This is a genomic window from Variovorax sp. 3319, from assembly GCF_031456585.1.
Taxonomy (GTDB): domain Bacteria; phylum Pseudomonadota; class Gammaproteobacteria; order Burkholderiales; family Burkholderiaceae_C; genus Variovorax; species Variovorax paradoxus_P.
The window spans coordinates 55,684-80,640 of record NZ_JAVDUZ010000016.1; the positions used below are offsets into that span (position 1 = coordinate 55,684).

Consider the following 24,957-nt stretch of genomic DNA (forward strand, 5'->3'; position numbering starts at 1 on the left):
ATCACGTGCATAAGTTTGCACGCTTACGAGAGGACATTGCGTGTCAAAGAAAATATTGATTGCGAGCCGCTATGGCATCGTGCGCCACGGAATCAACTTGATGCTTCATGCAGCGACCCCGCATACAGTGATTGCGGACGGCCGCGCCTTGAGCGAGATCGGTGCGGACCTTGAAACGTTGCGCCCGGACCTGGTGGTCGTGGACATGTTGGGACGCATGGAAAGCGCCGACGTCGTGAAGAGAACGTTCGAAACCCCGGACGGAACTGAGCCCACCAAGCTTCTTTTGTTGATGGATCCGGCCGCCGCGGATCTCCACACGGCGGCCCTTTTGCGTCGTGCGCAGGGTGTCATCACGCCCGGATGCTCCCCGGTCCAGTTCCTCAAGGCCATCGACGCGATTTTGGACGGTGCCGCCGCGGCCGAATCGCCATTGCCCGTTGGCCCGGCCGACGCGGCAAGCGTCCCGGCCCGGCGAAACGACGCGGCGCAGGCGGCTGCAAAGATTGTGACGCCCCGCGAGAAGCAGGTCATCGAATTGGTGGGCCGGGGCCTGTGCAATAAGAGGATCGCGCGTGACCTTGGCATCAGCTTGACGACGGTGCGCACGCATCGCCAGAAGCTGATGGCCAAGCTCGGACTGCACAACGCAGTGGAAATTGCGCAGTTTGCCGCCCGCACACAATTTGTTTAACAGGCCCAATGTTCCCGAGGTAATTCGTTCATGGAACACCAGCGCCAGCTTGTACACATAAGTTTTCCGCACACCGGTCCATGGGGTGAGGAAATGACGGAAAAATTCGTGGCCCATGGCGAAAGCTGGCTATGTGGAGGGCGGGGATTGCTTTGGAAAGTATGGACGCAAAACCGATATGCGGGACGTGTAGGAGCCACCTGCCTGTTCGATTCAAACTCGGCTGCGAACGAATACCTGGGCAACCAATTGCCAAAGCTGCGCCAATTAGGTCTTAGCACGCCCCACATAGAACGCTACAACTGCGTCTAGTCCTAAGCAGAAATATAACAAGATATCTCTTGGATGCCGGCAGGCCAGTGCATCTTGATGCCCTCCTACATCTGCAGAAGAGACTTTACGCTTCCAGTTCCTCAAAATATCCGCTCCGAAAAATCTTATCGCGCGACAAAAGATGTCGCTATCAGAGAAGACAATGAACATCATCCAACGTGCGCAACAGGTTCTGCTCAAACCAAAACTTGCTTGGCCAGAAGTCGAAGCAGAGCCAGCCGATGTGATTTCATTGTTCAAGAATTATGTGTGCATCTTGGCGATCGTTCCGGCTGTTGCAGGGTTCATTGGCCTATCACTCATCGGGGTAGGAGCCTTTGGCGTCAACTTCCGTGTTCCTATTTTCACGGGCCTCGGGCAGATGGTTGCGAGCTACGTCATGTCGCTTGCAATGATTTATGTCTTGGCACTCTTTATCGATGCTCTCGCCCCAAGCTTCAATGGCACAAAAAACCCTCTGAGTGCACTGAAATTGGCTGCGTACGCGAGCACAGCCGCCTTTTTGGGTGGCGTTTTCAGCATCATTCCGTTGTTGGCGCTTCTTGGTGTCATTCCCGCGCTTTATAGTATCTATCTGGTATATACCGGCGCTCCAGTTCTGATGAAAATTCCACAGGACAAAGCAGCGGTTTTCACGGTTGTGGTGGCGGTTGGTGGACTGATTGGTATTTGCATCGTCGGCTGGGGGATGTCGGTATTTTCGGGGCGCTGAGAGTCGGAATTCGATTTCTTACAAAAATTCAAACACGACACAGTGACACAACCCATTTCGTCAGCTCTTGCAAAGCAAGCTTCGCCGATGAATACGGATCGGCCCCGGGCTCCAGACCTTGATCTTCCAGCCGGCAGGGAGGGGCGCGGGATCGAAGACCTGCTCACCCAAGTAGAGGCACTGAGAACTCAATTGGCCGAGCTTGCACCTGGCATGACGCTCGATCTGGGTCCTCGACAGCCCGGGCGAAAATGCATTCATTGCGACCAGTTGGCCAGCAGCGAGGGGTATTGGCGCCTCGGATGAACTGCCAAGCATCATTCATGTGCCCATGGCTCGTGGGAGTTTCCTTTGCTGTTTTGTGCCTACCGCCTCATCCTCAGGCAATGGCTCGCGCGCGATCTCGAAGCGCTGCTCTCGGTTTATGGCGACTCACATGGTGGCAGCAATGCAGCGGTCGTGAGTGAGGTAGTGTTCGATAACTGCCGCTTTTTGCTCCTGCGATAACTTGGGTCTCCGGCCCGCATAGCCCGCTGGCAAGTCGAGCTTCTGCTGGTATTCGTTGTACCAGCCCTTCAATGAATTCTTTGTTGGATAACCCAGCTGACGGATGGCGGGTCTGACGCGCTTGCCCAGCTTGATGTAGAGCTCAACGGCTCGAATCCGATCTTCGTAGGAATACATGAACTACCTCTAGGTAGTCCAAGTTTTCGTCCGCACCCCCCTAGGGTCAGAGATCGGCGGAATTCAACAAGCCGGCGCTTGTTTGGAAAAGAGGCCTGCATGGCTCATACCCTCAGGAGGCTGCTCCTGTTCGCGTCGCGAGCCAGCCCGTCTGGGCACGCGTAGTTGGGTGCCCAGCTGACGAAGGGTCGTCTCGTCGCGTTTGCCGGTTTGATGAAGGGCGGACGCCCCAAACCTGTCTTCGTGCCGGCGTTGAGCAACCTCTTTCTACACGCCCTTGTGCCTGAACCTTCCGGGACTTGAGCCACTGCTCGATCAGCCGACCCCGCGCTTGGCGGATGCGATGCCGCTCATCTGCGTCCAGGTCCTTCATCACGCTCGATCAAGTGGAACTGGGCAAAGTACTGGATGTCTGCCTCTGTGATCTGGCTCTTGTTGGCCGTGTGCAATTCCACGGTGCTCATGACAGGTCACAGTTTAGTTTTCACGCGCTGGGCAATGAAAATGGGCCCCAAGGGACCCATTGACTGTGCGCTTAGCTGGCAAGCGGGCAAGTCAGGTGCACGTATTTAATGTCCAGACCTGCGGATCGGCAGGTCCAAGTACCTTCGGGATCTCGCGACCACGTAATAGATGCGGCGGTAGGCAGCTGGAGTTTGATAGCAGCTGCGTTCCCGAACGTCGAGACGATCGTCGCGGCACCTGTGGTCTCGGTAATGGACAAAGTAGGCACCCCAAGCTTCGTGTCCGTTGGCGCTGTACCGTTCAGCATGTTACCGCCGGCTACCAGTAACGAGGATCCGGTTGCGGTACCTCCGCACTGATCAACCGCAGGACCAGGCACTTTCTTACCATTCAGAATGCAATCCTCCACCGCAGTCTTCTGCGAACCGGCCTCTCCGATAACGCGAGCTACTTGGGAGCGAGCAATATAGGTTTGATATTGAGGCAGCGCGATAGCAGCCAGAATACCGATGATTGCGACAACAATCATCAATTCGATAAGGGTAAAGCCTGCCTGAACGCGGCGTGCGATTGAGCGATGTTTCATAAGAACTCCAAAGTTGCCCCTAGCACGTTGCTAGGCAACGTTTGACAGCACCAGTTGTGCCAATTTGTGTCACACGCCTCTCGGCACAAAACACGGCCTTTTTACTTACGTATTGGGCGACGTGGCACAGGCCCGGGCGTTGCGGCACAGGTTACGGGGATGCCAGTTGCTCATTGACACAGCGGTACCTTGCGCCACACGACCGACACGCTCGTTGTATTTGCCGCGGGATGCGATAAGGATATGAAGCCGCGCAGGCCAACACTCGTGTGCTTGCGGATTTACGTGAGATAGTGTTTTGCAGACTCGCCCTCTGAAAGGCATGATCCCGATCCAGTTCGAAAGGTGTGCCTTTATGCCGAAGTCAATTTTTTTCGATAAAAGGCAATTAAGAGAGCGTAATTTGGTACGTGAAAACGCGCCGCAGCATAGGCTTGCGCTAAGAAACTATGAAGTTATGGCCAAAGTTGGAGCTGTCTTGCTCGTTGTCTAGGGCGTAAGAATTCGAGCGGCCGTGGAGAGACTGGCTGGGAGCAGGCGCCGCGAGTGGGGGCTCGGGTTTTTAGCAGTGATCTGCCTCTAACGTTTGCCGCCAAGCAGAGCCTCAGACACAGCGACCGTTTTGAGTCGTGCGCGAGCGCGTACGCGATCACCCACCGTCTTTGCCTTGCGCTCTGGGTCTCCAGATCGACTTGCTGAGTGACGGCATGCCTCTGATCCGAGTAGCCGGCTTCGCGACATCCGCATCGTCTCAATTGTCAAGGCCAAGTTCGAATGTCGCATTCCTGGATAAATAGAAATGTCATATTTCTTCTTTTGGGATGGAGCCCAGCGAACGCCTTGACTGCCTTGCCTTTGAGCCTACACAGGCCTGTCAGCCGGAGGCCAACACGGTTGTTTTCCTGGGTGCCCCGCAGACCGCCCTGACCGCTTCATCGAGCGCCTGTGACGTGGACTGCCTAGACCATTTGGTCCCCGGCAAAGCCTTAGTGGAGTAGGGCGCCTGCCCCTGATTCGTTTGCGAGGGCGTACTGGACTTCCTTTTGTCGTCACGCTGCGCCTGGATCACCAGCGCAGCCATGCAGCGTATGGCCCAGGCACTTGTTCTCGACGATGGCGGCCGTGTCGACCTGCGGCAATCGGTCATAGCGCTGCAGCGTGAGCGATAGCGACACCTTGCGCTGCAGCCGCCACGTGAACAGCAGATCCAGATCCTCATCGGCGCGCACCGGTCTGTGCGCATCGAACTCGCGCAGCGGCGCCTTGGCGAAGCGGGCGTTGAAGTCCGCGATGAAGTGCGGTGCAAACGCGTTGGCCGCCTCTTGGGTGCTGATCTCGCGCAGCCGCAGTTCCTTCACCAGGCGATCCTGCAGAGTCAGGTTGGCGCGCTCGACCCGGCCCTTGGCCTGGCTGGTGTTGGCACACATGATGTCGATGTTCAGTTCGAAGAGAACGCGTCCGAATTGCGTCGTGCTGCGGCCGAAATCGGTCGAATCGCGCACTGAGCGGAAGATGCTGGCCTTGTCGCTGTAAAACGCCACCGGCTTGCCATGCTGCTCGAGGTAGGCCCGCGTGGCTTCGAAGTACGCGAAGGCCGACTCGGTCGGCACGAAGTGCAGCTGCATCAGCTGGCTGGTGGCGTCGTCGATAAATACCAGCAGCGTGCACGATGGCGCGCGGTCTTCGAACCACGCGTGGTCGCTGCCGTCGATCTGGATCAGTTCGCCTCGGCAGGATCGACGGTTGCGCGGCTGGTGGATCTTGGGGGCGCGCTGCCTGCGCGGCGTCCACAAGCCTGTAGCGACCATCAGCGCCCGGACCGTTTCCTTGCTGAGCGCAATCCCGTGGCATTCCTGCAGCTTCTCGGTGGCCAGCGTCGGGCCGAAGTCGGCATAGCGCTCACGGATGAGCGCGATGGCACGCTCGGCAACGCCAGGAGCCAGCTGATTGTTGCTGGGTCGCCCGCGCTTGCGTGAGACCAGACCGAGGGCCCGTCGTCCAGATATCGACCCACCAGCCGCTCGACCTGCCTTCGGCTCATGCCGAGCCCGCTGCGCGGCCTGGCCGACCCGCAGCATCCGGTCGACCACCGCCTGGATCGTCTTGAGCCGATCGGCTTCGCGCATCGTCATCGTGATCGTGATCGTGATCGTGATCGTCGCTGCAGATGTCGCCATGGCCATGCCTTCGAGCTCGGGGCGGCCAACTTTGCGACATTTGAACTTTGCTGGAATGCGACATTACAACTTTGCTCCCACACATCTCTTAAATACAATGTGTGTTATGTTAAATACAAAATCGATGTATACAGGGTATCGCCCGTGCGTCGATATCGTGTCACGCAGTTGCCTTAAGAGTTCCCGAGCCCTCCTCGATCAAAGGCTCCGCGCCCGTGGATGCTGACCTGTTGATTGCCGCCGAAAATCGACCCAGGGGGGTGCGGAATTCAACACCACTGCGAGCTGTGCGGTGGCAGATGCTGAATATCGATTCCATGTGCGGCGATCCGCGACTGCTCGGCTCCGCGCATCAATCTTCACCATCCTGTGAGCGTTCTCCTACAAGGCGCATACTCCCGCAATGCGCCTAAGCCAATTCATCAGGGACAACGTCGAGCCGATTCTGGTGGAGTGGGAAACGTTTGCGAGGACAATGATTCCCCCGGCGGAGACGATGTCCGTCGTCGAACTGCGCGACCATGCGCATGGAATCCTTCTTGCCATTGCCGATGAGATGGAATCGAGCCAGTCTGAAGCCGAGCGCGAAGCGAAATCCAAAGGCCTCGCAGAGTCGGGAATCAAGGCAACCTTTGCGGGAGTACACGGCACGTTGCGCCAGCGCGTCGGTTTCGATCTGACCCAGTTGAGCGCGGAATACCGCGCCTTGCGCGCATCGGTGCTGCGGCTCTGGGTGGCCCACATCGGCGAAGTCGATGCCACCGTGCTCGAGGAACTCATGCGCTTCAATGAGGGCATCGACCAGGGTCTTGCCGAGGCCATGCTCACCTACTCGGAGCACATGGCCAACTCGCGAGATACCTTCCTCGCCGTGCTCGGCCACGACTTGCGCAGCCCGCTCGGTGCACTCAGTTCCTGTGTACATCTGCTGGGGCATGTCGTGGACGGCAAGCCGAACGAACGCGCGCTACGCATTGCCAGGCAAAGCGTCACGTCAATCAGCGAGATGATCACCGACCTGCTCGAGTACACCCGCACCCGGTTGGGCCGCGGCATCGAAGTGACGCCTCAAGCGGGCAATTTCAGCGCCTTGTGCGAAGAGGCTTTCGACCAAGTCTGTGCTGCATACCCGCACCGCAAACTCGAAGCTGACATTGCTCCAGGCGTGATGATGAACTTCGATGCGTCGCGCATGCGCCAGGTGCTCTCCAATCTTCTGAGCAATGCTGTTCAGCACGGCGATGCGGATTTTCCGGTGGTTCTCGAGGCCCGCATCGATGGCAATGTGGCGCAGTTGATCGTGAAGAACCGCGGCACTCCAATTCCCGCAGACTCGATGCAGGTCATCTTCAATCCCTTGGTGCAGGTTGCCTCCAAGGAGTCGGAGCCCCACGAACGTCCGGCCACGAGCTTGGGCCTCGGTTTGTTCATCGCCCGTGAGATAGTGAAAGGCCATACGGGCACGATCACCGTGACTTCCTCGGAAAGTGAAGGAACGTCCTTTATCGTGCGCTTGCCCCTATCGAGTTGGGAGGGGGTTCCGGAGACGCACAGTGGGTCGAAACGGCGCAGCCCCCCAGCGAGCTTCACCCTTTGACCTGCCGAGCTGCCAATCGTCAACATGGGATAGCTGATCGCTTACCATGATCGGGCCGTTATGTTGCTCTAAATCACGATGGCAAATCGAGAATCCGAATCTCTGTCTTCCTTGCAAATATGGAGGGAGTTGGAGCGTCTCGCCCGCGAAGCAGAAGCATGTCTGAACCGAAAACTTGTCGCCTACTTCCGGGGCCATTCACCAGCGCCAAGCCTAGACGAACACGCGCTGGCAAAGGACGCCCGGGAAGCCGCCGACCGCCACTTCCTTAAAGCGTTTCCGGCACGTCAACGACGGCTGCGACTGGGCGTGAGCCACAGCTGGAACAAGACGGACACGAGCCGCTCGGTCGCCTTTGCAGGCTTTGCGGGCAGCTTGGCCGGCAAGTACGACAGCAGCACGACCCAGGCCTTTGGTGAGTTGGGCCACCGCATCGACCTGGGCTCCGCCACGCTGGAGCCCTTTGCGGGCCTGGCCCATGTGCAGCTGCGCAGCGATGCGTTCGTGGAGCAAGGCGGGCTTGCCGCGCTGTATGGCTACGGCGGCCGCACCGATGCAACCTTCTCGACCATTGGCGTGCGCGCAAGCATGCAGGCCAGCGAAACCATTCGCCTGCGCGGCACGCTGGGCTGGCGCCATGCATTCGGCGGCGCAATGCCCACCAGCACCCATGCGTTTGCGGGCAGTGTGCCGTTCACGCTGTCGGGCGTTCCGCTGGCAAAGGATGTGGCGGTGCTCGAGGCCGGCATTGAAACGCAGCTGCGCCCCAACCTGGCCTTGAACGCCTCGTACTCGGGCCAGTTTGGAGACCGGCTGCAGGACCATGGGTTCAAGGTCAACCTGAACTGGTCGTTCTGAAGGTCGGAGGGGCATCACCATGCCGGGCACGAACACGCACGTGGCCGGTGCGAAATGCAATAAATCCTGGAAGGGAATCGATGGGCATCAGGGACACCCTCGGGCACGCGCTGCTCGATAACGAAAGCTTCACTTCGGCACCGAAGAATCACTCACCCCCGAAGAGCGGTGGCTGGTCACGCTGAGTGCGCCTCTGTCGGCGTTCAACGGCGACCATGTGAATGCGCTCGCCACGGGGAAGGACGACGAGGCGCTGCGCGAGGGCATCTCGGAAGTCTGGAACGTGCACGACCGCGAAAGTTTCGAACAAATGGCCCACTGGCTCGCCGAGGAAGGACTGCGCTCAAGCTACCTTTCCACATGGCAGGCCGTTGCCGCGATCGATGCAGCAGCCCAAAGCACGCCGGCGGTGCTGCGGCTGGTCATGGATGCGTGGTTTCCGGCGTTCTTCCAGATCAAGGCGCGCAAGAGCCTGGACTATCGCGCACTGTCGGCGGACAGCGGGCGGCCGGTATCGGAACTTAGCCAATTGACGGTGGGCAGCCAGAGCTGGGTCAGCGCGCTGCGAAAGCACTTCAACGTTTCGCCGCCCCAGATTCCGGACCTGGTCGCCTGGGATGCTGTGAGGCTGGCAAGCCTGTCGCGTTGGGCTGTGCAGCTCGGCTTCATCAAGCGAGAAGAATTCACAAGTTTCGCGAGTGCTTTGAACGCGCAAGTACGCGAGGCCTATGCCGATTGGTCGCAGGTGAGTGCCGCGTACATTGCCGCCGGCCTGATCTGGCGGTATTCAGACGCGCGCGAGGAACATCTATTACGCACGAACCGCATGCTGTTGAGCGACGCCCGCAGCCCGTACCGCAGCGTTCCCTTCCGCTGAGCGGCTGCAGGCACCGGAGGCCCCTGTGGTGGAACAGTTGGCGCTGGAGGCTTCAAACCTCCGCCCCCAGTAGTGTGTACGCCAGTTCGCATGACCATCTGCTTGCGTAACGAATCCCAGCTCGCTAGCAGGCGCCTTGGTTCTGATGACCTCAGCGGTCCAGTCGATGGGGTTCACTCCGCACCCCCCTGGGGTCAGAGGCTGGCGGAATTCAACACTCCAGCGTCCTAGTGGTAGTCATCTTCGCGTTGATGGCGGATGGCGGCGACCACGACCTCTCTCTCGCTGATGACTCGAAATAGCGCGACGTATCCCGAAGCCCCGAACGGAATCACCAACTCGCGCTCAAGCCGGTCAGTGTCAGCGACGCGGCAGGTGAACGGATTCGTTTCCAGGATTCGGAATTCCGTGCGGATGGTCGCTATGGCCCGACGAGGCAAGTCCCAATCGCCGTGCTGCAAAGCGGACTCAACCAAGAAGTCTTCAAGACGCAGTAAATCCTCAAGAGCCTCACGCGTCAGAGTGACCGCATAGGTCACGATCGAACGACTCTGCTGGACTTCTTCTGCGCAAGCTGCACCCGTACGTCGAGGCGTGCTTGCATCGCGTCGAGCGCGTCCTTGGCAGAGAAATACTCGCCGCTCTTTTGCGCTCGCTTCAGCGATTCGCGGCCACGCGCAAGGAATTCTTGCTGGGATCTTCGGCGCTGGGCGGCCTGCACTGCCGCATTTTCGACAAACTGCGACAGGGTTTCGCCTTGTCGCAGGACGCTCTCGATCTCGTCGCGCACGGATTGCTCTACACGCACGGGAGGCAACTGGGCAGTTTTCATGGATTCGATTGTAGCGCAATTGCTATGCAAATCGCCGGTGGGATGCTGGCCTCAGCGCTCGGCAGGTGGAAGCCTCAGCAGGCCATAGCCCAACTCCCGCTCATGGCGTATCGAGAGCGGCAGCACTTCTTGCTCAGAATATGCGTCTAGCAAAGATGGCCGAGCCAGCACCAGTTCCCGCAACTCGAGCAAGCCAAGTACCTGAGCAATTTGCCTTGCTTGCTCAGCTTAAAACTGCCCCCGGCCGGACTTGGCATGAAGGAATCGAGCACGCCGTCCGCTTGTGGGGGCGAATGAAAGCAGCGCCCGCGCTTTGACGACCCGTTGCTCTGGGGGCTACACACGGGCGTGTTGACCGGGCTCAGGCCCAGTTGTCGAGCGATCTGCCGGGTCTCGGCCGCGATGTAGGCGCCCCCGTTGTCCGAGAGAAACTCCAAGGCGTGGGTACTGGGAACACCCTCGACGCCGCCGAAGCGCTTCTCCACGGCCTCGATGAGCATTTCGCGCACCGGCTCGCCCGGCAGCCCTTTGCCCTCCCATGCCCGATAGGCCAGGATCTCGCGATCACAGCAATCCTTCGTGAAGGTCGCCGTCACGGTCTGCCCCGAATCACACTTGATCTCGAAGCCGTCCGAGCACCAGCGCATGTCGCTGTGCGCGACGGCCACCTTGCCCTCATGGGGTCGGCTGGACTGGCGCCGTCTCGGCGCCTTCGGTAGCAGCAATGCATGAGCTGCCATCACGCGCTGTAGCTTGGCGATCTCGGCACGAGCGGCTGCCAGTTCCGAAGCCGGCACCACAGCCTCGCTCGCCGATACAGCCGTCAGCGCCCCTTGCCGCTCCAGCTTGCGCCACTGGAACAGCAGGCTGGCGGCAACGCCTTTCTGGCGTGCGACGAGCGACACGCTCATGCCAGGTTCGTAGCTTCGACGAACCAGCGCGGCCTTCTCCGCAAGGGACCAGCGCCTGCGGCGCTGGTCCCTCATGATTACTTCGATGGTATCCGTATTCCTAGTCGTACTCACAGTCCTACTCCTATCTTTAAAGATAAGCGATGGACCGTGTCCTGTCATTCAAGGGGCCAGCTCAATCGCAGCGTATTGCGAGAGCGTGGCCCAGCTCATTGGCCATTGCGCCCGCTCGTCCACCTGAGGCAGGAGAGCGTGGAGCGCGCCGTGCGCACCGTTTGCGCGGAGCGGGGGGAGGCCTGGGTGAAGTATCAGGGCGACTGGAAGTTGAAGGAGCCTAACGCGGCGCGCCGGAACTTGATTGGCCTTGAGATCTCATCGCCCTGTACGAGGACTACGGCACATCATCAAAACAGAGCACCGTAAGGTCAATTAAGAGAGTAGGGTCGGGGCACGTTCAAAGTTTTCTCGCTATCTCTCGCAATCGCGCGGCAGCTCGAGTCGTATTAGGAGCCCGTTGCAATGTCCCCACCGCAGTCCGTCACACGTACAACGATCGATTTCGTCAATAGCGATTTCGAAGCACTGGCCTCCCACATGCGCCACTGCGCACGCGCCCATGGGCCTTGGTTCTCGGCCAGAAGCCACATGCAACGGGTGCGCGCGCTCGCTGCGGGCCGGATTGTCACAATGGCTTGCGTCGCAGCCACTTTCGGTATCGGCCTGTTCGCCTTCGCTTGAGAGTGGCCGACCCCGAACCGAACCGGGCCGTAGTTCCCCCCGATAGGGAACAAGCAGGCTGCAACCCCCACGAATCCCAGGCAAAGGCGGCGCGATGAGCGCCGCCTTTGTCGTTGATCGGCTCCCGGATCTCAGCGCCTATGCGCGCGCGCTGCTGCTTGCTCCGCACGACCCGGTCGCACTGCCGATCCGTGCTGAACTCTTTGGGGCCCAACGCTTCGAGCAGCACGGCCACAGCCTGGCACGAGCCCAAGTGGTCGAAGTCGATCCTCGCCGCGCGCGCGAGGGAGCACCTTTTTTTCCGCGGGTGGACGAAAACCTCGAATCGCTGCGCAACGCGTTCGACTACATCGCGTTGATCTCGCGGAGCGGGCGCTACGTATCTCCCGCCGCGGAATGGCTGCTCGACAACTTCCACCTCGTGGAAGCACAACTGCAGCAGATCAACGACGGCGTGCCGCGCAGCTACTACGCGCGCCTGCCCAAGCTCGCCACGCTGCCCCTTGCCGGCCTGCCGCGGGTCTACGGCATCGCGTGGGCCTATGTGGCGCATACCGACAGCGTGCTCAACAAATCGCTGTTCACTGCTTTCCTCAACGCGTATCAGGACATCGACGAGCTGACTCTGGGCGAGCTCTGGGCGCTGCCCACCACGCTGCGCGTGGTGCTGCTCGAAAACCTGCGCCGCGTGGCGGAAAGCATTGCGGAGAACAAGGTCGCACGCGAAATAGCGCATGCGGTCTGGGACGCTGCCCCGCATCTCTCGACGCAAGACCTCGACGCGCTGTATCGCGCATTGCAAAGCCACAACCTGCAAGATGCCTACCTCACGCAGCTCTGGCAGTGCCTGCCGGTGGAGCACAGCGAGAGCGTGTCTGCGCTCGTGGGCTGGACCGAACAGCACTGCCCCAACGGACCGGCGCTGATCGACGAGGCGCAGAACGCGCAGGCCGCTGCCAACCTCACCGTCGGCAACATCATCACCACGCTGCGCATGATCGGTCAGGTCGAGTGGAGCGACCTGATCGAACCCGTCAGCCGTTCGCTGCTCGTGCTGCGCGAGCTGCGAAGCTTCGCGGACGAAAGCGAACTGACGCGCCAGCAGATCACGCACGCAATGGAGCGCATTGCGCGCGACAGCGGCCGATCGGAACGCGAGGTGGCAAAGGCCGTGGTGCGAATGGCGGCTGCCGCGTCAGCCGGCGGTGCCGGCCCCCATGCGGCCCACGAGGACCGAGCCGACGGCACCGCCGGCTACTACCTCTTCGGCCGGGGGCATGCCGCGCTGGTTGCGGCGCTCCAATCCGACGCGACGGTGGGCCACGCCGGCCGCCCGGCACGGGTGCGCCGCTTGCGCAGCCACGGCTGGCGCTTGCCTGTTTATGTGCTTTCCATCGTGCTGGGTACCGTGTGGCTGCTCGCGGCCGTCGCGCACGGGCTGCCACGCCCTCGCGACTGGACCACGTTTGCCGCCTTGGCGCTACTCGCATGGCCGCTCTCAGAGGCATTGATCGCATTGGCGCAGCGCATCATGGCGGAGTCGGTGCGCGTGCAGGCGCTGCCTCGTCTCGATTTTGCGGCCGGCATTCCCGAACGGCATCGAGCCCTGGTCGTCATTCCCACGCTGCTGAGCTCGACAGCCAACAACGCGCAGCTGGCTCACAGGCTCGAACTGCACTGGCTCGCGAACCGCGAGGAGCACGCCCAGTTTGCGCTGCTGACCGATTGGGCCGACGCGCCCCAAGCCTCTCTGCCCGAAGACACGCTGCTGCTCGACGATGCCGTCGCGCGCATCGCGGCGCTCAACGCAAAATACTCCGCACCAGACGGCACGGCCCCGCGCTTTCTGCTGCTGCACCGTCCCCGCACGTGGAGTGGCACCGAAGAGCGCTGGATGGGCTGGGAGCGCAAGCGCGGCAAGCTCGAAATGCTGATGCGCCTGTTGGCAACGGGCGATGCCAGCGGCTTTCTGCCGCTCGCACCGGGGCAGCAACTGGCTTCGGGTCGAACGCCCTACGTGCTGACGCTCGACAGCGACACCGGCCTGCCGCCGGGCGCGCTGCGCGATCTGGTGTCGATTGCCGCCCACCCGCTCAATGCGCCCGAGATCGATGCCGAAACCCGGCGCGTCGTCGCGGGCTTCGGCATTCTCCAGCCACGCATCGTGACGCCGTTTCCAATGCGCAGCGAGCGCTCGTTCTTTCACTGGATGTTCGCCGGCCAGTGCGGGCTCGATCCCTACGGCAGCGGCGCCTCCGACATCTACCAGGACGTGTTCGGCAGCGGCTCCTTCACCGGCAAGGGCCTGCTGAATGTGCGCGCCGTGCATTCTGCGCTCGACAACCGCCTGCCAGAAGACACCGTGCTGAGCCACGACCTGCTCGAAGGCACTGTGGCGCGCTGTGCCATGGTGAGCGACGTGGTACTCATCGAAGACCATCCGCACCACTCCGGCGTGGCCGCCTCGCGCGTGCACCGTTGGGTGCGCGGCGACTGGCAGCTGCTGCCGCTGTTGTGGCGCGCAAGGCACTTCGGCATCGATGCGCTCGGCCTGTGGAAGATGGCTGACAACCTGCGCCGCTCGCTGGTGGTGCCCGCATCTGCCGCGCTGCTGGTGCTCGTCATCTTCACGCAGGCCATGCCGCTTGGATGGGCGCTGGGCGCGGTTGCGTCCGCGCTCACGCTCGGGCCGCTGCTCGGTGCCCTGGCCGGGCTGGTGCCGACACGGCGCGCCATCGAGTTGCGCCACTTCTTCGACGTAGGCGCTGTCGAGTTGCTGCGAGCCACGGCCGGTGCGGCCTGGCAGTTCGTGCAACTGCCGGCGCAGACCCGCCTGCTGCTCGATGCGATCTTCCTCGCAACGTGGCGGCTGACCGTGAGCCGCAGGCATTTGCTCCAATGGACCACGACCGCGCAGGCCGAGGCGCAGTCGAGCCAGCAGTTGCCGCCCTTCCTTCGCAATGCGGGGGTCAGCAGCGTCCTCTGCTTGGCCCTGGCCGCGGCGGCTGCGCGCTGGAGCGCCTATCCCCTGGGCGGACCGCTGCTGTTCCTCGTCTGGGCGCTGGCGCCACTTGCAGCCTGGTGGAGCAGCCGTGTCGATGCGCGGGTGCCCGATCCGCTGAGCACCGCGCAGCACAGCTACCTCGAGAAACTGGCGCACGACACCTGGCGCTTCTTCGAGCACGTGGTCGGCCCGGACGACAACCACCTGCCGCCCGACAACCTGCAACTCGAGCCGCAGCCGACCATTGCCCACCGCACCTCGCCGACCAACGTGGGCATGTACCTGCTGGCCGCCTGCTGCGCACGCGAGTTCGGCTGGATCGACACCGCGGCGCTGCTCGCACGCATTACCGCCACGCTCGACACCGTCGACCGCATGCCAAAGCACAAGGGCCATCTCTTCAACTGGTACGACACGCAAACACTGCAGCTGCTGCCGCCGGCCTACGTCTCCAGCGTAGACAGCGGCAACCTCGCGGGCCACCTTGTGGCCGTGGCGCAGGCGTGCCGGGCCTTCGCCGCGGAAGGCTGCCAGAGCCATGAGGAACCCGCGCTGGAGGCACTGGCGCAGCGCTGCGACGCGTTGCATACCGGCATGGATTTCAGCGGCCTCTACGACGCGAAGCGACACCTGTTCCACATCGGCCTGCGCGTCGAGGAGAACTTGCTCGATGCAAGCTACTACGACCTGCTGGCCTCCGAGTCTCGGTTGCTGAGCTTCCTGGCGATTGCCAAGGGCGACGTACCCCGCCGCCACTGGATGGCGCTTGGCCGGCCATTCCTGCTGGTGGGCTTCCAGCCCGGCCTCAAGTCATGGTCCGGCTCGATGTTCGAGTACCTCATGCCCGCACTCGTGATGTCGGAGCCCGTGGACAGCCTGCTGCAGGTGGCCAACACCGCGGCCATCGCCGAGCAGCAGGTCTTCGGCCGTTTGCTGAACCTGCCCTGGGGCGTGTCGGAGTCAGCCTACTTTGGGCAGGACCATTCGCTGGCCTACCAGTACTCGCCCTTCGGCGTGCCGCGCCTCGCGCTGCGCCGCACGCCCCCCACAGACCGCGTGGTGGCGCCCTATGCAAGCGCCATGGCCGCCGTGCTTGCACCCGCCGCCGCGGTGGTCAACCTGGAACTGCTCGAATCGCTGGGCGCGCGCGGCGAGTTCGGCTTTCACGACGCGGTCGATTTCACCACCTCGCGCCAAGCCGCGGGCCAGAACTTCACCGTGGTGCGCAACTTCATGGCGCACCACCAGGGCATGTCGCTCGTGGCGCTGTGCCACGTGCTCCGCGGGGCGGCCCCGCGCCGCTGGTTCGGCAGCGCCGCGCTGGTGCAGGCGCACGAGTCTCTGCTGCACGAACGCACGCCGCGGCAGATCATCGGCAGCGCCGACCCGCGCACGCCGCCCGAACCCAGCCAGACAGAACTGGCGCCGCTGTTCCAGCCCCGCGCGGTCGACCCGACTGGGCCCGGCTTCCAGCCCACGCACCTGCTGTCGAACGGGCGCTACACGGTGGCCCTGCGCGCCAACGGCGCGGGCGTGAGCCGCTGGCACGCGTTCAACGTGACCCGCTGGCGCGACGATCCGCTGCGTGACAGCCACGGCACTTTCTTTTACCTGCGCAATATCGAAAAAGATGGCGGCCGGCACGAGCACGCCCCTCTTACTTCGCTCACCGCATTGCCCGCGCCAGGCGCAGGCTGGAGCTACCGCACCCGCTTTCTTGCCGAGCAGGTGCAGTTCGATGCGGCCGGCGACGGTTTGCAGGTGCGCACCACGGTGCTCATCAGCCCAGAAGACGACACAGAGCTGCGCAACATCACGCTGCACAACACCGGCGAAGAAAACCGCACGCTCGAGCTTGTCTCGTATTTCGAGCCGGTGCTGTCAAACCCCAAGGCCGACGAGGCGCATCCGGCGTTTGCCAACCTGTTCGTCGAATCGCGCTGGGAACCCGCATGGCGCGCGCTGCTCATGGCGCGCAAGCCGCGGCTGCATGGCGACCCGGTCGTGGCCGCCGTGCACTTTCTTGCCTCGGTCGATGCGCACGTACTTTCTGTCGATTGCATGACCGACCGGCGCGCCTTCATCGGCCGCAACCGCTCGCTCGCGAGCCCCGCGTTCGATGCGCAGCCGCTCGCGGCCGACGGTACGCCGGTGAACGGGCTCGATCCCATCGCGTGCCTGCGCGTACGCCTTTCAATTGCGCCGGGCGCTACTGCGCGCCTGTGCTTCGCGACCGCCGCCGATGAAAGCATCGAGGCGCTGATGCCCAGAATCGACCGATATCTGGAGCCGATGCATGTCGAGCGCGCCACACGCATGGCCGCCACGCTGGCGCAGGTGCGGCTGCGCGACCTGAGCATTGCACCCGCGCAGACCTTCGCGCTGCAAGACCTGACGACGATCCTCACCTACACCACGCCGCGCGTGATGAAAGACCGCGGGCTCATCGACCTGCGGCAACTGTGGCGCTTTGGCATTTCGGGCGACAAACCCATCGTGCTGGTCGCCATCCACTCGATGAACGGCATGGGGCTCATCAACGCACTGCTGCGCGCGCAGCCGTGGTGGGGCTTCGGCGGCGTGGCATGCGACCTGGTGGTGCTCAACAGCGAGCCGAACTCCTATCTCATGCCGCTGCAGCGCGAGATCGAGGCCTTGCGCCTGCGCGTTGCGCACCAGACCCAGAACAGTTTTCCGCGCAACGACTCGGCGGGCTTCTACCTGCTGCGCGAACACGAGGTGGCACCTTCGGAGAAGGCCGCGCTCTCCAAGCTGGCACGTGTGGTGTTTACCGCCGATGGCCGTTCGCTCGAGATGCAGGTGGCGGCATTGCACGAAGCCCGCGTTGCTGCAGCAGCCGACGGCTCGGAGACGCCGGCGGCGTTGCCCGCTGTCGCGCTGCTGGCGCAACCCGGGCCGGCCCTTCCCGCTCAAACGCCGGTTGGAAGCTTCGATGCAGAGAGCGGTGAGTTCCGCTTCGAGGTCGACGCCGGCCACCGGACGCCACGCCCATGGATCAACGTGATTGCCAATGCCAACTTCGGCTTCCAGGTGTCCGAATGGGGCACCGGCTTTACCTGGGCCGGCAACAGCCGCATGCACCAGGTCACGCCGTGGTCGAACGACCCCGTACAAGACCCTGCCTTCGAGCATTACCTGCTGCAAGACCTCGCCACCCGCAACCTGCTGCCGCTTACGCCGTCCGGCCAGGGCGCCACGCATGAAGGCCAAGTGAGCCACAGGGTGCGCCATGGCCAGGGCTATACCGTCTTCGATTGCCGCCAAGACAACCTGGCCCTCGAGACCACCTTCTTCGCAGCCCGCGACGACGCCGTCAAGCTGGTGCACGTTCGGGTGCGCAACGAAGGCCCTGGCCAGCGCCGCCTGCGCGCACTTGGCATGGTCGAATGGCAGCTTGGCGCCGCGCGCGGCGAACGGCGGACGGTTCACTGCTGGAAGCGCGACGACCAGCCCGCGGTGTTCGGCCAGCAGCGTGAATCGAGCGCAGGCTTCGGCGGCAGCACGGCTTTCCTGCTGTTGGCTGGGGCGTCCAGCGCCAGTCAGTGGACCTGCGACCGGAACGAGTTCTTCGCCGGCCGCGGCATCGTCGAAGTGCCCGACACCCTGGCGCAGCGCGCAGGCGGCGGGCTCGATGCCTGCGCTGCCATCGCGGGCGACTTCGTCATCGGTGCAGGCGAGACGGCGGAGTTCAGCTTCGTGCTCGGCCATGCCGCCAGCGCCGATGCGGCGACGGAGCTCGCACGCCGCTGGTGCGAACGCGACGTACCCGACGCCCTGGCACAGGCGCGCGGCTTCTGGAACGAGTTGCTGGGCCGCCTGCAAGTGCGCACGCCCGATCCGCTGTTCAACGCCATGGTCAACCGCTGGCTCGTCTATCAGACGCTGGTCTGCCGGCTCTGGTCCAAGGCCGGCTTCTACCAGGCCGGTGGCGCCTTCGGTTTTCGCGACCAGCTGCAAGACGCAATGGCCTTTGCACTCACCGATCCGTCGCGGCTGCGTGAGCAGATCCTGGTCAATGCGGCGCGCCAGTTTCCTGAAGGCGACGTGCAGCACTGGTGGCACATGCCCGGCGGCGCCGGCGTGCGCACGCATTTTTCGGATGACCTGTTGTGGCTTCCCTTCGCGATTGCGCACTATGTCGAGGTGAGCGGCGATACAGCGTTGCTCGATCGCATGGCCGGTTTCATCGAAGGCCCCGCCATCCCCGACGGTGCCGAAGACGCCTACTACGCACCGCAGCAGAACGGCCGAATGGCCACTGTGTTCGAGCACGGCGCACTTGCCATCGACCGCAGCCTGGCGACGGGCGTGCACGGCCTGCCGCTGATGGGCACCGGCGACTGGAACGACGGCATGAACCGCGTCGGACATGAAGGCCGCGGCGAATCGGTGTGGCTTGCATGGTTCCTGTGCAGGGTGGTCGAGCAGTTCGCGCCGCTTGCAGAGGCACGCGGCGAACACGAACGCACTGCCCGGTGGAACGAGGCCCGGCGCGGCTGGATCGCCGCGCTGCACGACGCGGGATGGGACGGCGCCTGGTTCCGCCGCGCCTTCTTCGACAACGGCGCACCGCTCGGTTCGTCGGCCAACGACGAGTGCGGCATCGACCTGATCGCGCAGGCCTGGTCGGTGCTGTCGGGCGCCTCGGACGACGCGCACACCCAACCGGCAATGGCCGCCGTCAGGGAGCGCCTGCACGACAAGCCGGCCGGCCTGCTGCGCCTGCTGACGCCACCCTTTGCCCGCTCGACCAACAACCCGGGCTACATCCAAGCCTACCCACCGGGCGTGCGCGAGAACGGCGGGCAGTATTCGCATGGGGCCGTGTGGGCGCTCATGGCTCAGGCACTACAGGGCGACAACGAAGCGGCCTGGCAGAGCTTCGAAGGCTTGAGCCCGGCGCACCGCACTGCGCATCCTGAGCGCGGGCCCGCTTACGAACTGGAGCCCTATGTGATGGCCGGCGACATCTACAGCGCGGCGCCCTACGTGGGGCGCGGCGGCTGGAGCTGGTACACCGGCTCCGCCGCATGGCTGCACCGCGCCTCGGTTGAAACACTGCTGGGCCTGTGCGTGAAGGGCCGCATGCTCTCGCTCACGCCGCGCGTTCCCGCACACTGGCCGGGCTTCGAGATCGCGCTGCGACTTGGCGAGCAGCGGCTAGTTTTGCAGTGGAGGCCCGGCGAAGAGGACGCCGCGCCGACGCACCACCTGTTGGCGGGTGAATGGCTGGAGTGGCGCTCGCTGCCGCCCGATGCGGTCGTACGGGTCGTGGTCGGCCACTGAACGAATCCTCACGGCAGTGCCGGCCGAACGATGAGGACCAAGCCCTCCTCGCTCGCAATCCACGCGCGCGACACTCTGCCGGACCTGCACAGACCAGCCGGCAGAGGAAAACCGCTGGGCATCCGCGTCTGCAACTGCAGAACCCGGTCGGAACTGACCGTTCGGGTGGCAAGCCAAGGATATTCAGGAAGAGGTCACATCAACCGGAACCCGCGGGTGAACTGCATTGAAGTCCTCACGAGCTCTGAGACATCGCCCATTTTGGCGATCTCGGCGAGCCCGTTCTCCGTGATGCGAAGCACCGTCGCTAAACGGGAAGAAGCGTAGCGCGCGGTCGGCTTGCGAGGCGCGAACTCGGCCTCGATCAGGCCCGTGGCCATGAGCACCGAAACATGGTGCAGCTCGTCCGGGCGCGCGACGCGGACCGGAAGCTGCACATGCTGCAGCCTCATTAAGAACAAGAGTGGCATTCGGGTCTCCGAGTGCCGGCACTTGCTCTGCCCAAAAATACCCGCCGGCTTGGTGGCTCGAATGTAGCCAGCAGTGCAGCCAAGATGCAATGACTTGCTTATCAAGCAGAACCAATTGCGTGCACTACATCACACGTCACCGCCGATTTGCAGGCCGCCCAAACCGCTGTTCGGTGTTGGTACGCCAACAACCCTTGGCGCCGCTCGCCACCTGAAGCGTACCCCTCGGAACCTTGCACCCCTCGCCTGGCCCGACCGCCGGCCCTCACGAGGAGCTTGCCCGCTTCGCCACAAGCGACGATCCGTGAGTTCAATGCCAGGCTGAATCCACCGGCGCTCAGTCGCGCCGCATCAAGATTCCGGCGCCGTGCGCTGGCGGCCACAGATGCAAGGCAGTGTGCAGAACGAGGCGGTGAGATTCGGGCGCCGAAGCTCCGGCCATGCGTCGTCGGTGGAAGCGTCGCCCAGCTCCCGCTCGTGGTGAGCAGCAGCGCTTCTCGCTCAGAATGTGCGTAACGAGTGCCACCTGCAAGACGTGTCGAGCCAGCACCGGCCCCCGCAACCCGGGTAAGCCGAGTGCCTGGGCAATTTGCCTGGCCTGCTCAGGGTGAAATTGCCCTCATCCAGACTTGGCATCAAGCAACCGAGCAGGTCCCGCTTGTGGGTGCGAATGAAAGCAGCGCGCCGCGTTAGCGATTTCGGCTGCACTTTCTCGAAGTGCACTGGCCAGAAGCGGCGTCCTGTTCCTCCATGAAGCTACGTGGCACACGAGAAAGTTGGCGACTGCCCGAACCCTCGCGTTGACGGGAGTGCTCACGGCGTCGATGAGACCCCGAGCGCCTGGTCCAATTCCTCATCAAACACGAATTGTCCTTCCGCGGCCTCCCGGAGGCCGGCGATGGCGTCTTCAGCCAGCACAAGGCTGGCGTGCTCCGACTCGAGGGCATGGTAGTAGTCCAGCCGTCGCGCATCAACTAAGGCAACGTAGCTGGCTCCGTTCTTCGTCAGCATCTTTTCCGAGCCGCTGCCAACGACGTCCTCCGCCAGCTCGGTAAGCCGGGCGGGCGCTTCGCTGATGGGAACAATGTCAGATGCTCTCTCGGCCATATAGCAGTATCCGTTGGGAATTGCGTCATTACCACTCTAGCAGCCGACCTTCTACCTGCGATTGCGGCAGGAAAGTTCGGCCCCGCGGAAGCCGCCGCGCGCCAACGCGGGCATGGCCAGAAATAGCTTGAAGGTCGTCGGGCCGCTGAGCGCCTCGCGTGTCTTCATTTACAAGGCAGATTCAAGCGCTCTTTGGCTTAAATGGTCCGCAAAGATGACCGCAGTCAGCCTCCCGGCTGTTCCATTAGGCGCTGGCATGCGGTTCGGGCACTGGCCACGCAGTCCTCGCACCTTCGCGTTCAATATATTGCACACATGACCCAATCCTTGGCACCATATGCGCATGTCCACCCTTCACGATATTGCCAATGCTGTCCGCTTACGCCGTGCAGAGATGGATCTTACTCAGCAGACCCTCGCGTACCTCAGCGGGCTTTCCTGCTCGACCATCAACGCGGTCGAGAAACAGTCCATCGGAAACTTGAGTATCACGAGAGCTGAGGAGCTGCTGGACGCCATCGGGTTGTCAATGCACGTGAACTCGGCGACGCCCTCCCCCGCTCATGAAAGATCCCGACCGAACAGGTCGGCACTGGACCGCGCGGCGGCCACAGCAAGCGTGAGTTATAGAACTGCGATGACTCCCGGGCAGTTGGAACGTGCACTGCTCACGGGAGACGCGCCGAACCAGATCCGGCCACATCTTCAGGCTCTGCTCGATGAAGCGCCAATGTCGCTGCTTGCCAAAGTGGTCGACGAACTTCACCTCAAGAAGGGGATTGTTCGCGCTCAGGTCTGGAGTCAGATGCGACGCCTGGCGCAGGACCTCCAGTGCTTCAGGCGTGTGTGGCAATGACCATGGTCGATTTCAGTCGAGTGGGCTCATGGCGCTGCGGCTCATGTCCCATCTGGAAGAGGTCACTGTCGAGCCGCCCTGGACGTTCGGCGGCGGCACGGTGCTGATGCTCCGCTTCGACCGATTCAGCAAGCACATCGATCTGTTTGTGCCGGACCCGCAGTATCTAGGTTATGTGAACCCTCGCCTCGGCGGTCCCGCTGAGGATCTCACCAGCGAGTACGAAGAGAACGCGCAGTTCATCAAACTGCAACTCGACGCTGGCGAGATCGATATTGTGGTCGGCCCCGCCGCTGACAGAGCCGAACTTCGAGGTCGTCGACTACCAAGGGCGAACAGTCCGCGTCGAAACGCCCGCAGAGGTCATTGCTAAGAAGATGTGGCATCGTGGCAATGAAGCAAAGGCACGTGACCTGTTCGATCTTTGCGCCGTGGCCACCTTCGAGACGGAGGCGATTGACATTGCGCTATGGAGCGACACGCAGCGGCGTTCCTGAGGCGACTCTAAGATCGAGCGGAAGCCACGGAACTCGAGTTCGACATGATCGAATCTCGTTCTTTTCAGATGTCATTCTGGGAATGCTTGACACTCGCTCACACGATATTGGCTCCGATACTCCCGCCCAAAGAAGCCGGGAAGCATAGGGAGAACCGGTCGAAGTAGATTTCGCATATCGCGTCTAACTTGCTGTCTGAGCTATTTACATAATCTTTGTTGTATTTTCGGCAGGACGCCGCAGCCCACCTGGCCGCCGAAGGCCCTAGCCAATTCGCCAACCCTCTCTCCGTCAGCCGTTGGACACGCTGCCCGCCAGGGCTGCAGGTCCGCGCTCCCGGACCCTGCCGACGCCCCGAAAGCTGCACAATCCAGGGTGGGCCATGAAGATTGGGGCGCTCTGCCGTGGCCCCCGCCGTGCAAGCACCTGCTTGCACGTGCGAAAAGCTGCAATCTCGCTAGGCCGGGGCATCGTCGGGCCTGCCGGCGCTTAGCTGCAAGCGCCCCGTCTCGCGCCCAGAAACTCTTTTTTTCGCAGACATCAATGCAACTCCCCGAAAACATACAACGGGATATCGATGCCGTCGGCCGCATCAGCGCCGTGCCGACGATGCTTCGATTGATATGCGACCAGACAGGCATGGGATTTGGTGCTGTGGCCCGGGTCGACGACGACAGCTGGACTGCATGCGCGGTGCTTGACCGGATCAATTTCGGGCTGAAGCCCGGGGGTCAACTGGACGTTGATTCAACGTTGTGCGTCGAATCCAGAGCAAAGCGTGAGCCGGTGGTTTTCGATCATGCGAGCACACACCCGGTGTACTGCAAACATCACACACCACGGCTCTACCGGATCGAAAGCTACATTTCGGTTCCGATCGTCAAAAGCGATGGCACGTACTTCGGAAACCTCTGCGCGATCGATCCCTTGCCTCACGAAGTGTCCGATTCGCGCACCGTTGCCATGTTTCAGGGTTTCGCTGACCTGATCGCTTACACCCTGGAGATCGAAGACAGGCAAAGTGCAACAGAGACCGCATTGGTCGAGGCCGATGAGACTGCGCAGCTGCGGGATCACTTCATCGCCGTGCTGGGCCACGACTTGCGCAATCCGCTGTCGACACTGAACGCACTCGGAGAACTTTTCTCGAGAAAGGCCACCGACCCCGAAATCAGACAAGCTGCCGAGCGCATCCAGACCACCACGAGGCGGATGGGCGTGCTGATCGACGATGTGCTGGACTTCGCCCGCGGCCGCAGGGGCGAAGGAATCGACGTGAAACTGTCAGAGGTTCGAGACTTGGGAGTGGCGCTTAACGACGTCGTGAACGAAATGCGTGCGGCGCACCCTTCCCGTGCCATTCACGCTGACATCCGCATAGCCGACGGCGTATTCGTTAATCGCAGCCGCCTGCAACAGCTCCTGTCCAATTTGCTAGGGAATGCGATCAACCATGGGGCCAGCGACGCGCCCGTCGAGGTAGCCGCCTGGACCAAAGAAGGATGGCTCGTCCTGAGCGTTAAGAATCAGGGCGAGGCAATTGAGCCATTAAGCCTCTCCAAGATATTCCAGCCGTACTGGCGCCCAGCAGAAAGCAAGGGGCGCGGCGGACTCGGCCTTGGGCTGCATATTTGCTCCCTTATCGTGAGGTCGCACGGAGGATCGTTGCAAGTGACCTCGACAGTTGAGCACGGCACCACCTTTGTGGCCCGGATCCCTGCGCAGCCCGGGGTAGCTGTGATTGCATAGGGTCGCAGTGGAAGGCATCCAGCTTGGCCAGCGCTGAGTGTCGATTCGCGACCCCAGATCGCGCACGGCACGAAAATGAGTAATGAATGCCGGGCTCTGCGCACGCCGCCAACACTTGCCGCTTCAAATCGGCCGCATGGCGCCGCCGGCTCACGCGCTTGGAGTCTTCCATAGGTGTCCACCTAAATCCTGATCTGAACCCCGAAACCTGGACAAACTCGAGGAATCGAAGTGACCAGGTACACAGAGAAACAGAAGCTTGCCGCCGTCACGGCCTACAGGAAGGCCGCCGGCGGCTTGCGTGCCACCGCCAGCGCGCACGACGTCGGCGTTGATTCGTTGAGGGTGTGGATCGCTGCATACGAGGCCAATGGGAAGGCTGGTCTGGTGGCGAAAAGGCACGTCATCTACGATCTCGACTTCAAGCTCGAGGTCCTGTGCCGGATGCAGGATGAGGGTCTGTCGTGCAGGCAGGTTGCAGCCCTCTTCAACATCCGGCGGCT

18 protein-coding genes and 2 pseudogenes are annotated in these 24,957 nt (G+C 62.4%); 12 read left to right on the forward strand and 8 right to left on the reverse strand.

Annotated features, from left to right (window positions below; all coding sequences use genetic code 11):
• The first annotated feature begins 40 nt into the window (after positions 1-40).
• The 3 genes from J2X67_RS26065 to J2X67_RS26075 all read left to right on the forward strand — a co-directional run bounded on the left by J2X67_RS26065 (position 41) and on the right by J2X67_RS26075 (position 1,739).
• Entirely contained in the window at positions 41-694 is a 654-nt protein-coding gene (locus tag J2X67_RS26065; protein WP_309957794.1) for a response regulator transcription factor, read from the forward strand.
• A gap of 30 nt (positions 695-724) precedes the next feature.
• Positions 725-1,006, forward strand: a complete 282-nt coding sequence (locus tag J2X67_RS26070) for a YdhR family protein (RefSeq protein ID WP_309957795.1) — start codon at positions 725-727, stop codon at positions 1,004-1,006.
• A 163-nt stretch (positions 1,007-1,169) separates the two neighbouring features.
• Positions 1,170-1,739, forward strand: coding sequence for a Yip1 family protein (locus tag J2X67_RS26075; protein ID WP_309957798.1), 570 nt, complete (start codon positions 1,170-1,172; stop codon positions 1,737-1,739).
• 435 nt (positions 1,740-2,174) lie between these two features.
• Here the strand turns inward: J2X67_RS26075 and J2X67_RS26080 are convergent.
• The 3 genes and pseudogenes from J2X67_RS26080 to J2X67_RS26090 form a co-directional block, all read right to left on the reverse strand.
• Positions 2,175-2,423, reverse strand: a pseudogene (locus J2X67_RS26080) (IS3 family transposase); the annotation flags it as partial.
• Positions 2,424-2,958: 535 nt separating this feature from the next.
• Positions 2,959-3,474: a pilin gene (locus tag J2X67_RS26085; protein ID WP_309957800.1), complete on the reverse strand. Its 516-nt coding sequence runs from the start codon at positions 3,472-3,474 to the stop codon at positions 2,959-2,961.
• A gap of 1,049 nt (positions 3,475-4,523) precedes the next feature.
• A complete protein-coding gene (locus tag J2X67_RS26090; protein WP_309957802.1) occupies positions 4,524-5,651 on the reverse strand; it encodes an ISNCY family transposase in 1,128 nt (375 codons plus the stop codon).
• 496 nt (positions 5,652-6,147) lie between these two features.
• On the opposite strand from J2X67_RS26090, the gene J2X67_RS26095 reads away from it, so the two are divergent.
• From J2X67_RS26095 to J2X67_RS26105, 3 genes are all read left to right on the forward strand, one after another.
• A complete protein-coding gene (locus tag J2X67_RS26095) occupies positions 6,148-7,248 on the forward strand; it encodes a HAMP domain-containing sensor histidine kinase (protein WP_354328575.1) in 1,101 nt (366 codons plus the stop codon).
• Positions 7,249-7,557: 309 nt separating this feature from the next.
• The gene (locus J2X67_RS26100) at positions 7,558-8,106 is read left to right on the forward strand and encodes an autotransporter domain-containing protein (RefSeq protein WP_354328574.1); all 549 of its coding nucleotides are present in this window, start codon (positions 7,558-7,560) and stop codon (positions 8,104-8,106) included.
• Positions 8,107-8,323: 217 nt separating this feature from the next.
• Positions 8,324-8,983 (forward strand): DUF1266 domain-containing protein, encoded by a 660-nt coding sequence (locus J2X67_RS26105; RefSeq protein WP_309957807.1) that lies wholly within the window; start codon positions 8,324-8,326, stop codon positions 8,981-8,983.
• A 227-nt stretch (positions 8,984-9,210) separates the two neighbouring features.
• Here the strand turns inward: J2X67_RS26105 and J2X67_RS26110 are convergent, their stop codons facing one another.
• The 3 genes and pseudogenes from J2X67_RS26110 to J2X67_RS26120 form a co-directional block, all read right to left on the reverse strand.
• Positions 9,211-9,522 carry a type II toxin-antitoxin system RelE/ParE family toxin gene (locus tag J2X67_RS26110; protein WP_309957809.1) on the reverse strand — a complete coding sequence of 104 codons (312 nt, stop codon included), beginning with the start codon at positions 9,520-9,522 and terminating at the stop codon, positions 9,211-9,213.
• Entirely contained in the window at positions 9,519-9,815 is a 297-nt protein-coding gene (locus tag J2X67_RS26115) for a YlcI/YnfO family protein (protein WP_309957811.1), read from the reverse strand. Before J2X67_RS26115 ends, J2X67_RS26110 begins: the two co-directional genes overlap by 4 nt.
• Before the next feature lie 311 nt (positions 9,816-10,126).
• Positions 10,127-10,888: pseudogene (locus J2X67_RS26120) on the reverse strand (transposase); the annotation flags it as partial.
• Between the two features lie 670 nt (positions 10,889-11,558).
• Here J2X67_RS26120 and J2X67_RS26125 point away from each other — a divergent pair.
• Positions 11,559-19,775: a GH36-type glycosyl hydrolase domain-containing protein gene (locus tag J2X67_RS26125; protein ID WP_309957813.1), complete on the forward strand. Its 8,217-nt coding sequence runs from the start codon at positions 11,559-11,561 to the stop codon at positions 19,773-19,775.
• Between the two features lie 194 nt (positions 19,776-19,969).
• Here J2X67_RS26125 and J2X67_RS26130 read toward each other — a convergent pair whose 3' ends face one another.
• Both J2X67_RS26130 and J2X67_RS26135 read right to left on the reverse strand, forming a co-directional pair.
• Entirely contained in the window at positions 19,970-20,245 is a 276-nt protein-coding gene (locus tag J2X67_RS26130; RefSeq protein WP_309957815.1) for a hypothetical protein, read from the reverse strand.
• An 813-nt stretch (positions 20,246-21,058) separates the two neighbouring features.
• Positions 21,059-21,352 (reverse strand): type II toxin-antitoxin system Phd/YefM family antitoxin, encoded by a 294-nt coding sequence (locus J2X67_RS26135; protein WP_309957817.1) that lies wholly within the window; start codon positions 21,350-21,352, stop codon positions 21,059-21,061.
• Positions 21,353-21,695: 343 nt separating this feature from the next.
• Here J2X67_RS26135 and J2X67_RS26140 point away from each other — a divergent pair, with 343 nt between their 5' ends.
• The 5 genes from J2X67_RS26140 to J2X67_RS26160 all read left to right on the forward strand — a co-directional run.
• Positions 21,696-22,208: a helix-turn-helix domain-containing protein gene (locus J2X67_RS26140; RefSeq protein WP_309957819.1), complete on the forward strand. Its 513-nt coding sequence runs from the start codon at positions 21,696-21,698 to the stop codon at positions 22,206-22,208.
• 28 nt (positions 22,209-22,236) lie between these two features.
• Positions 22,237-22,581 (forward strand): nucleotidyl transferase AbiEii/AbiGii toxin family protein, encoded by a 345-nt coding sequence (locus J2X67_RS26145; RefSeq protein WP_309957821.1) that lies wholly within the window; start codon positions 22,237-22,239, stop codon positions 22,579-22,581.
• A gap of 4 nt (positions 22,582-22,585) precedes the next feature.
• Positions 22,586-22,705, forward strand: a complete 120-nt coding sequence (locus tag J2X67_RS27765) for a hypothetical protein (protein ID WP_354328573.1) — start codon at positions 22,586-22,588, stop codon at positions 22,703-22,705.
• Positions 22,706-23,248: 543 nt separating this feature from the next.
• The gene (locus J2X67_RS26155) at positions 23,249-24,454 is read left to right on the forward strand and encodes a GAF domain-containing sensor histidine kinase (RefSeq protein ID WP_309957824.1); all 1,206 of its coding nucleotides are present in this window, start codon (positions 23,249-23,251) and stop codon (positions 24,452-24,454) included.
• Between the two features lie 231 nt (positions 24,455-24,685).
• The coding region (locus tag J2X67_RS26160) for a transposase (protein ID WP_309957826.1) at positions 24,686-24,957 on the forward strand (272 nt) is incomplete at its 3' end.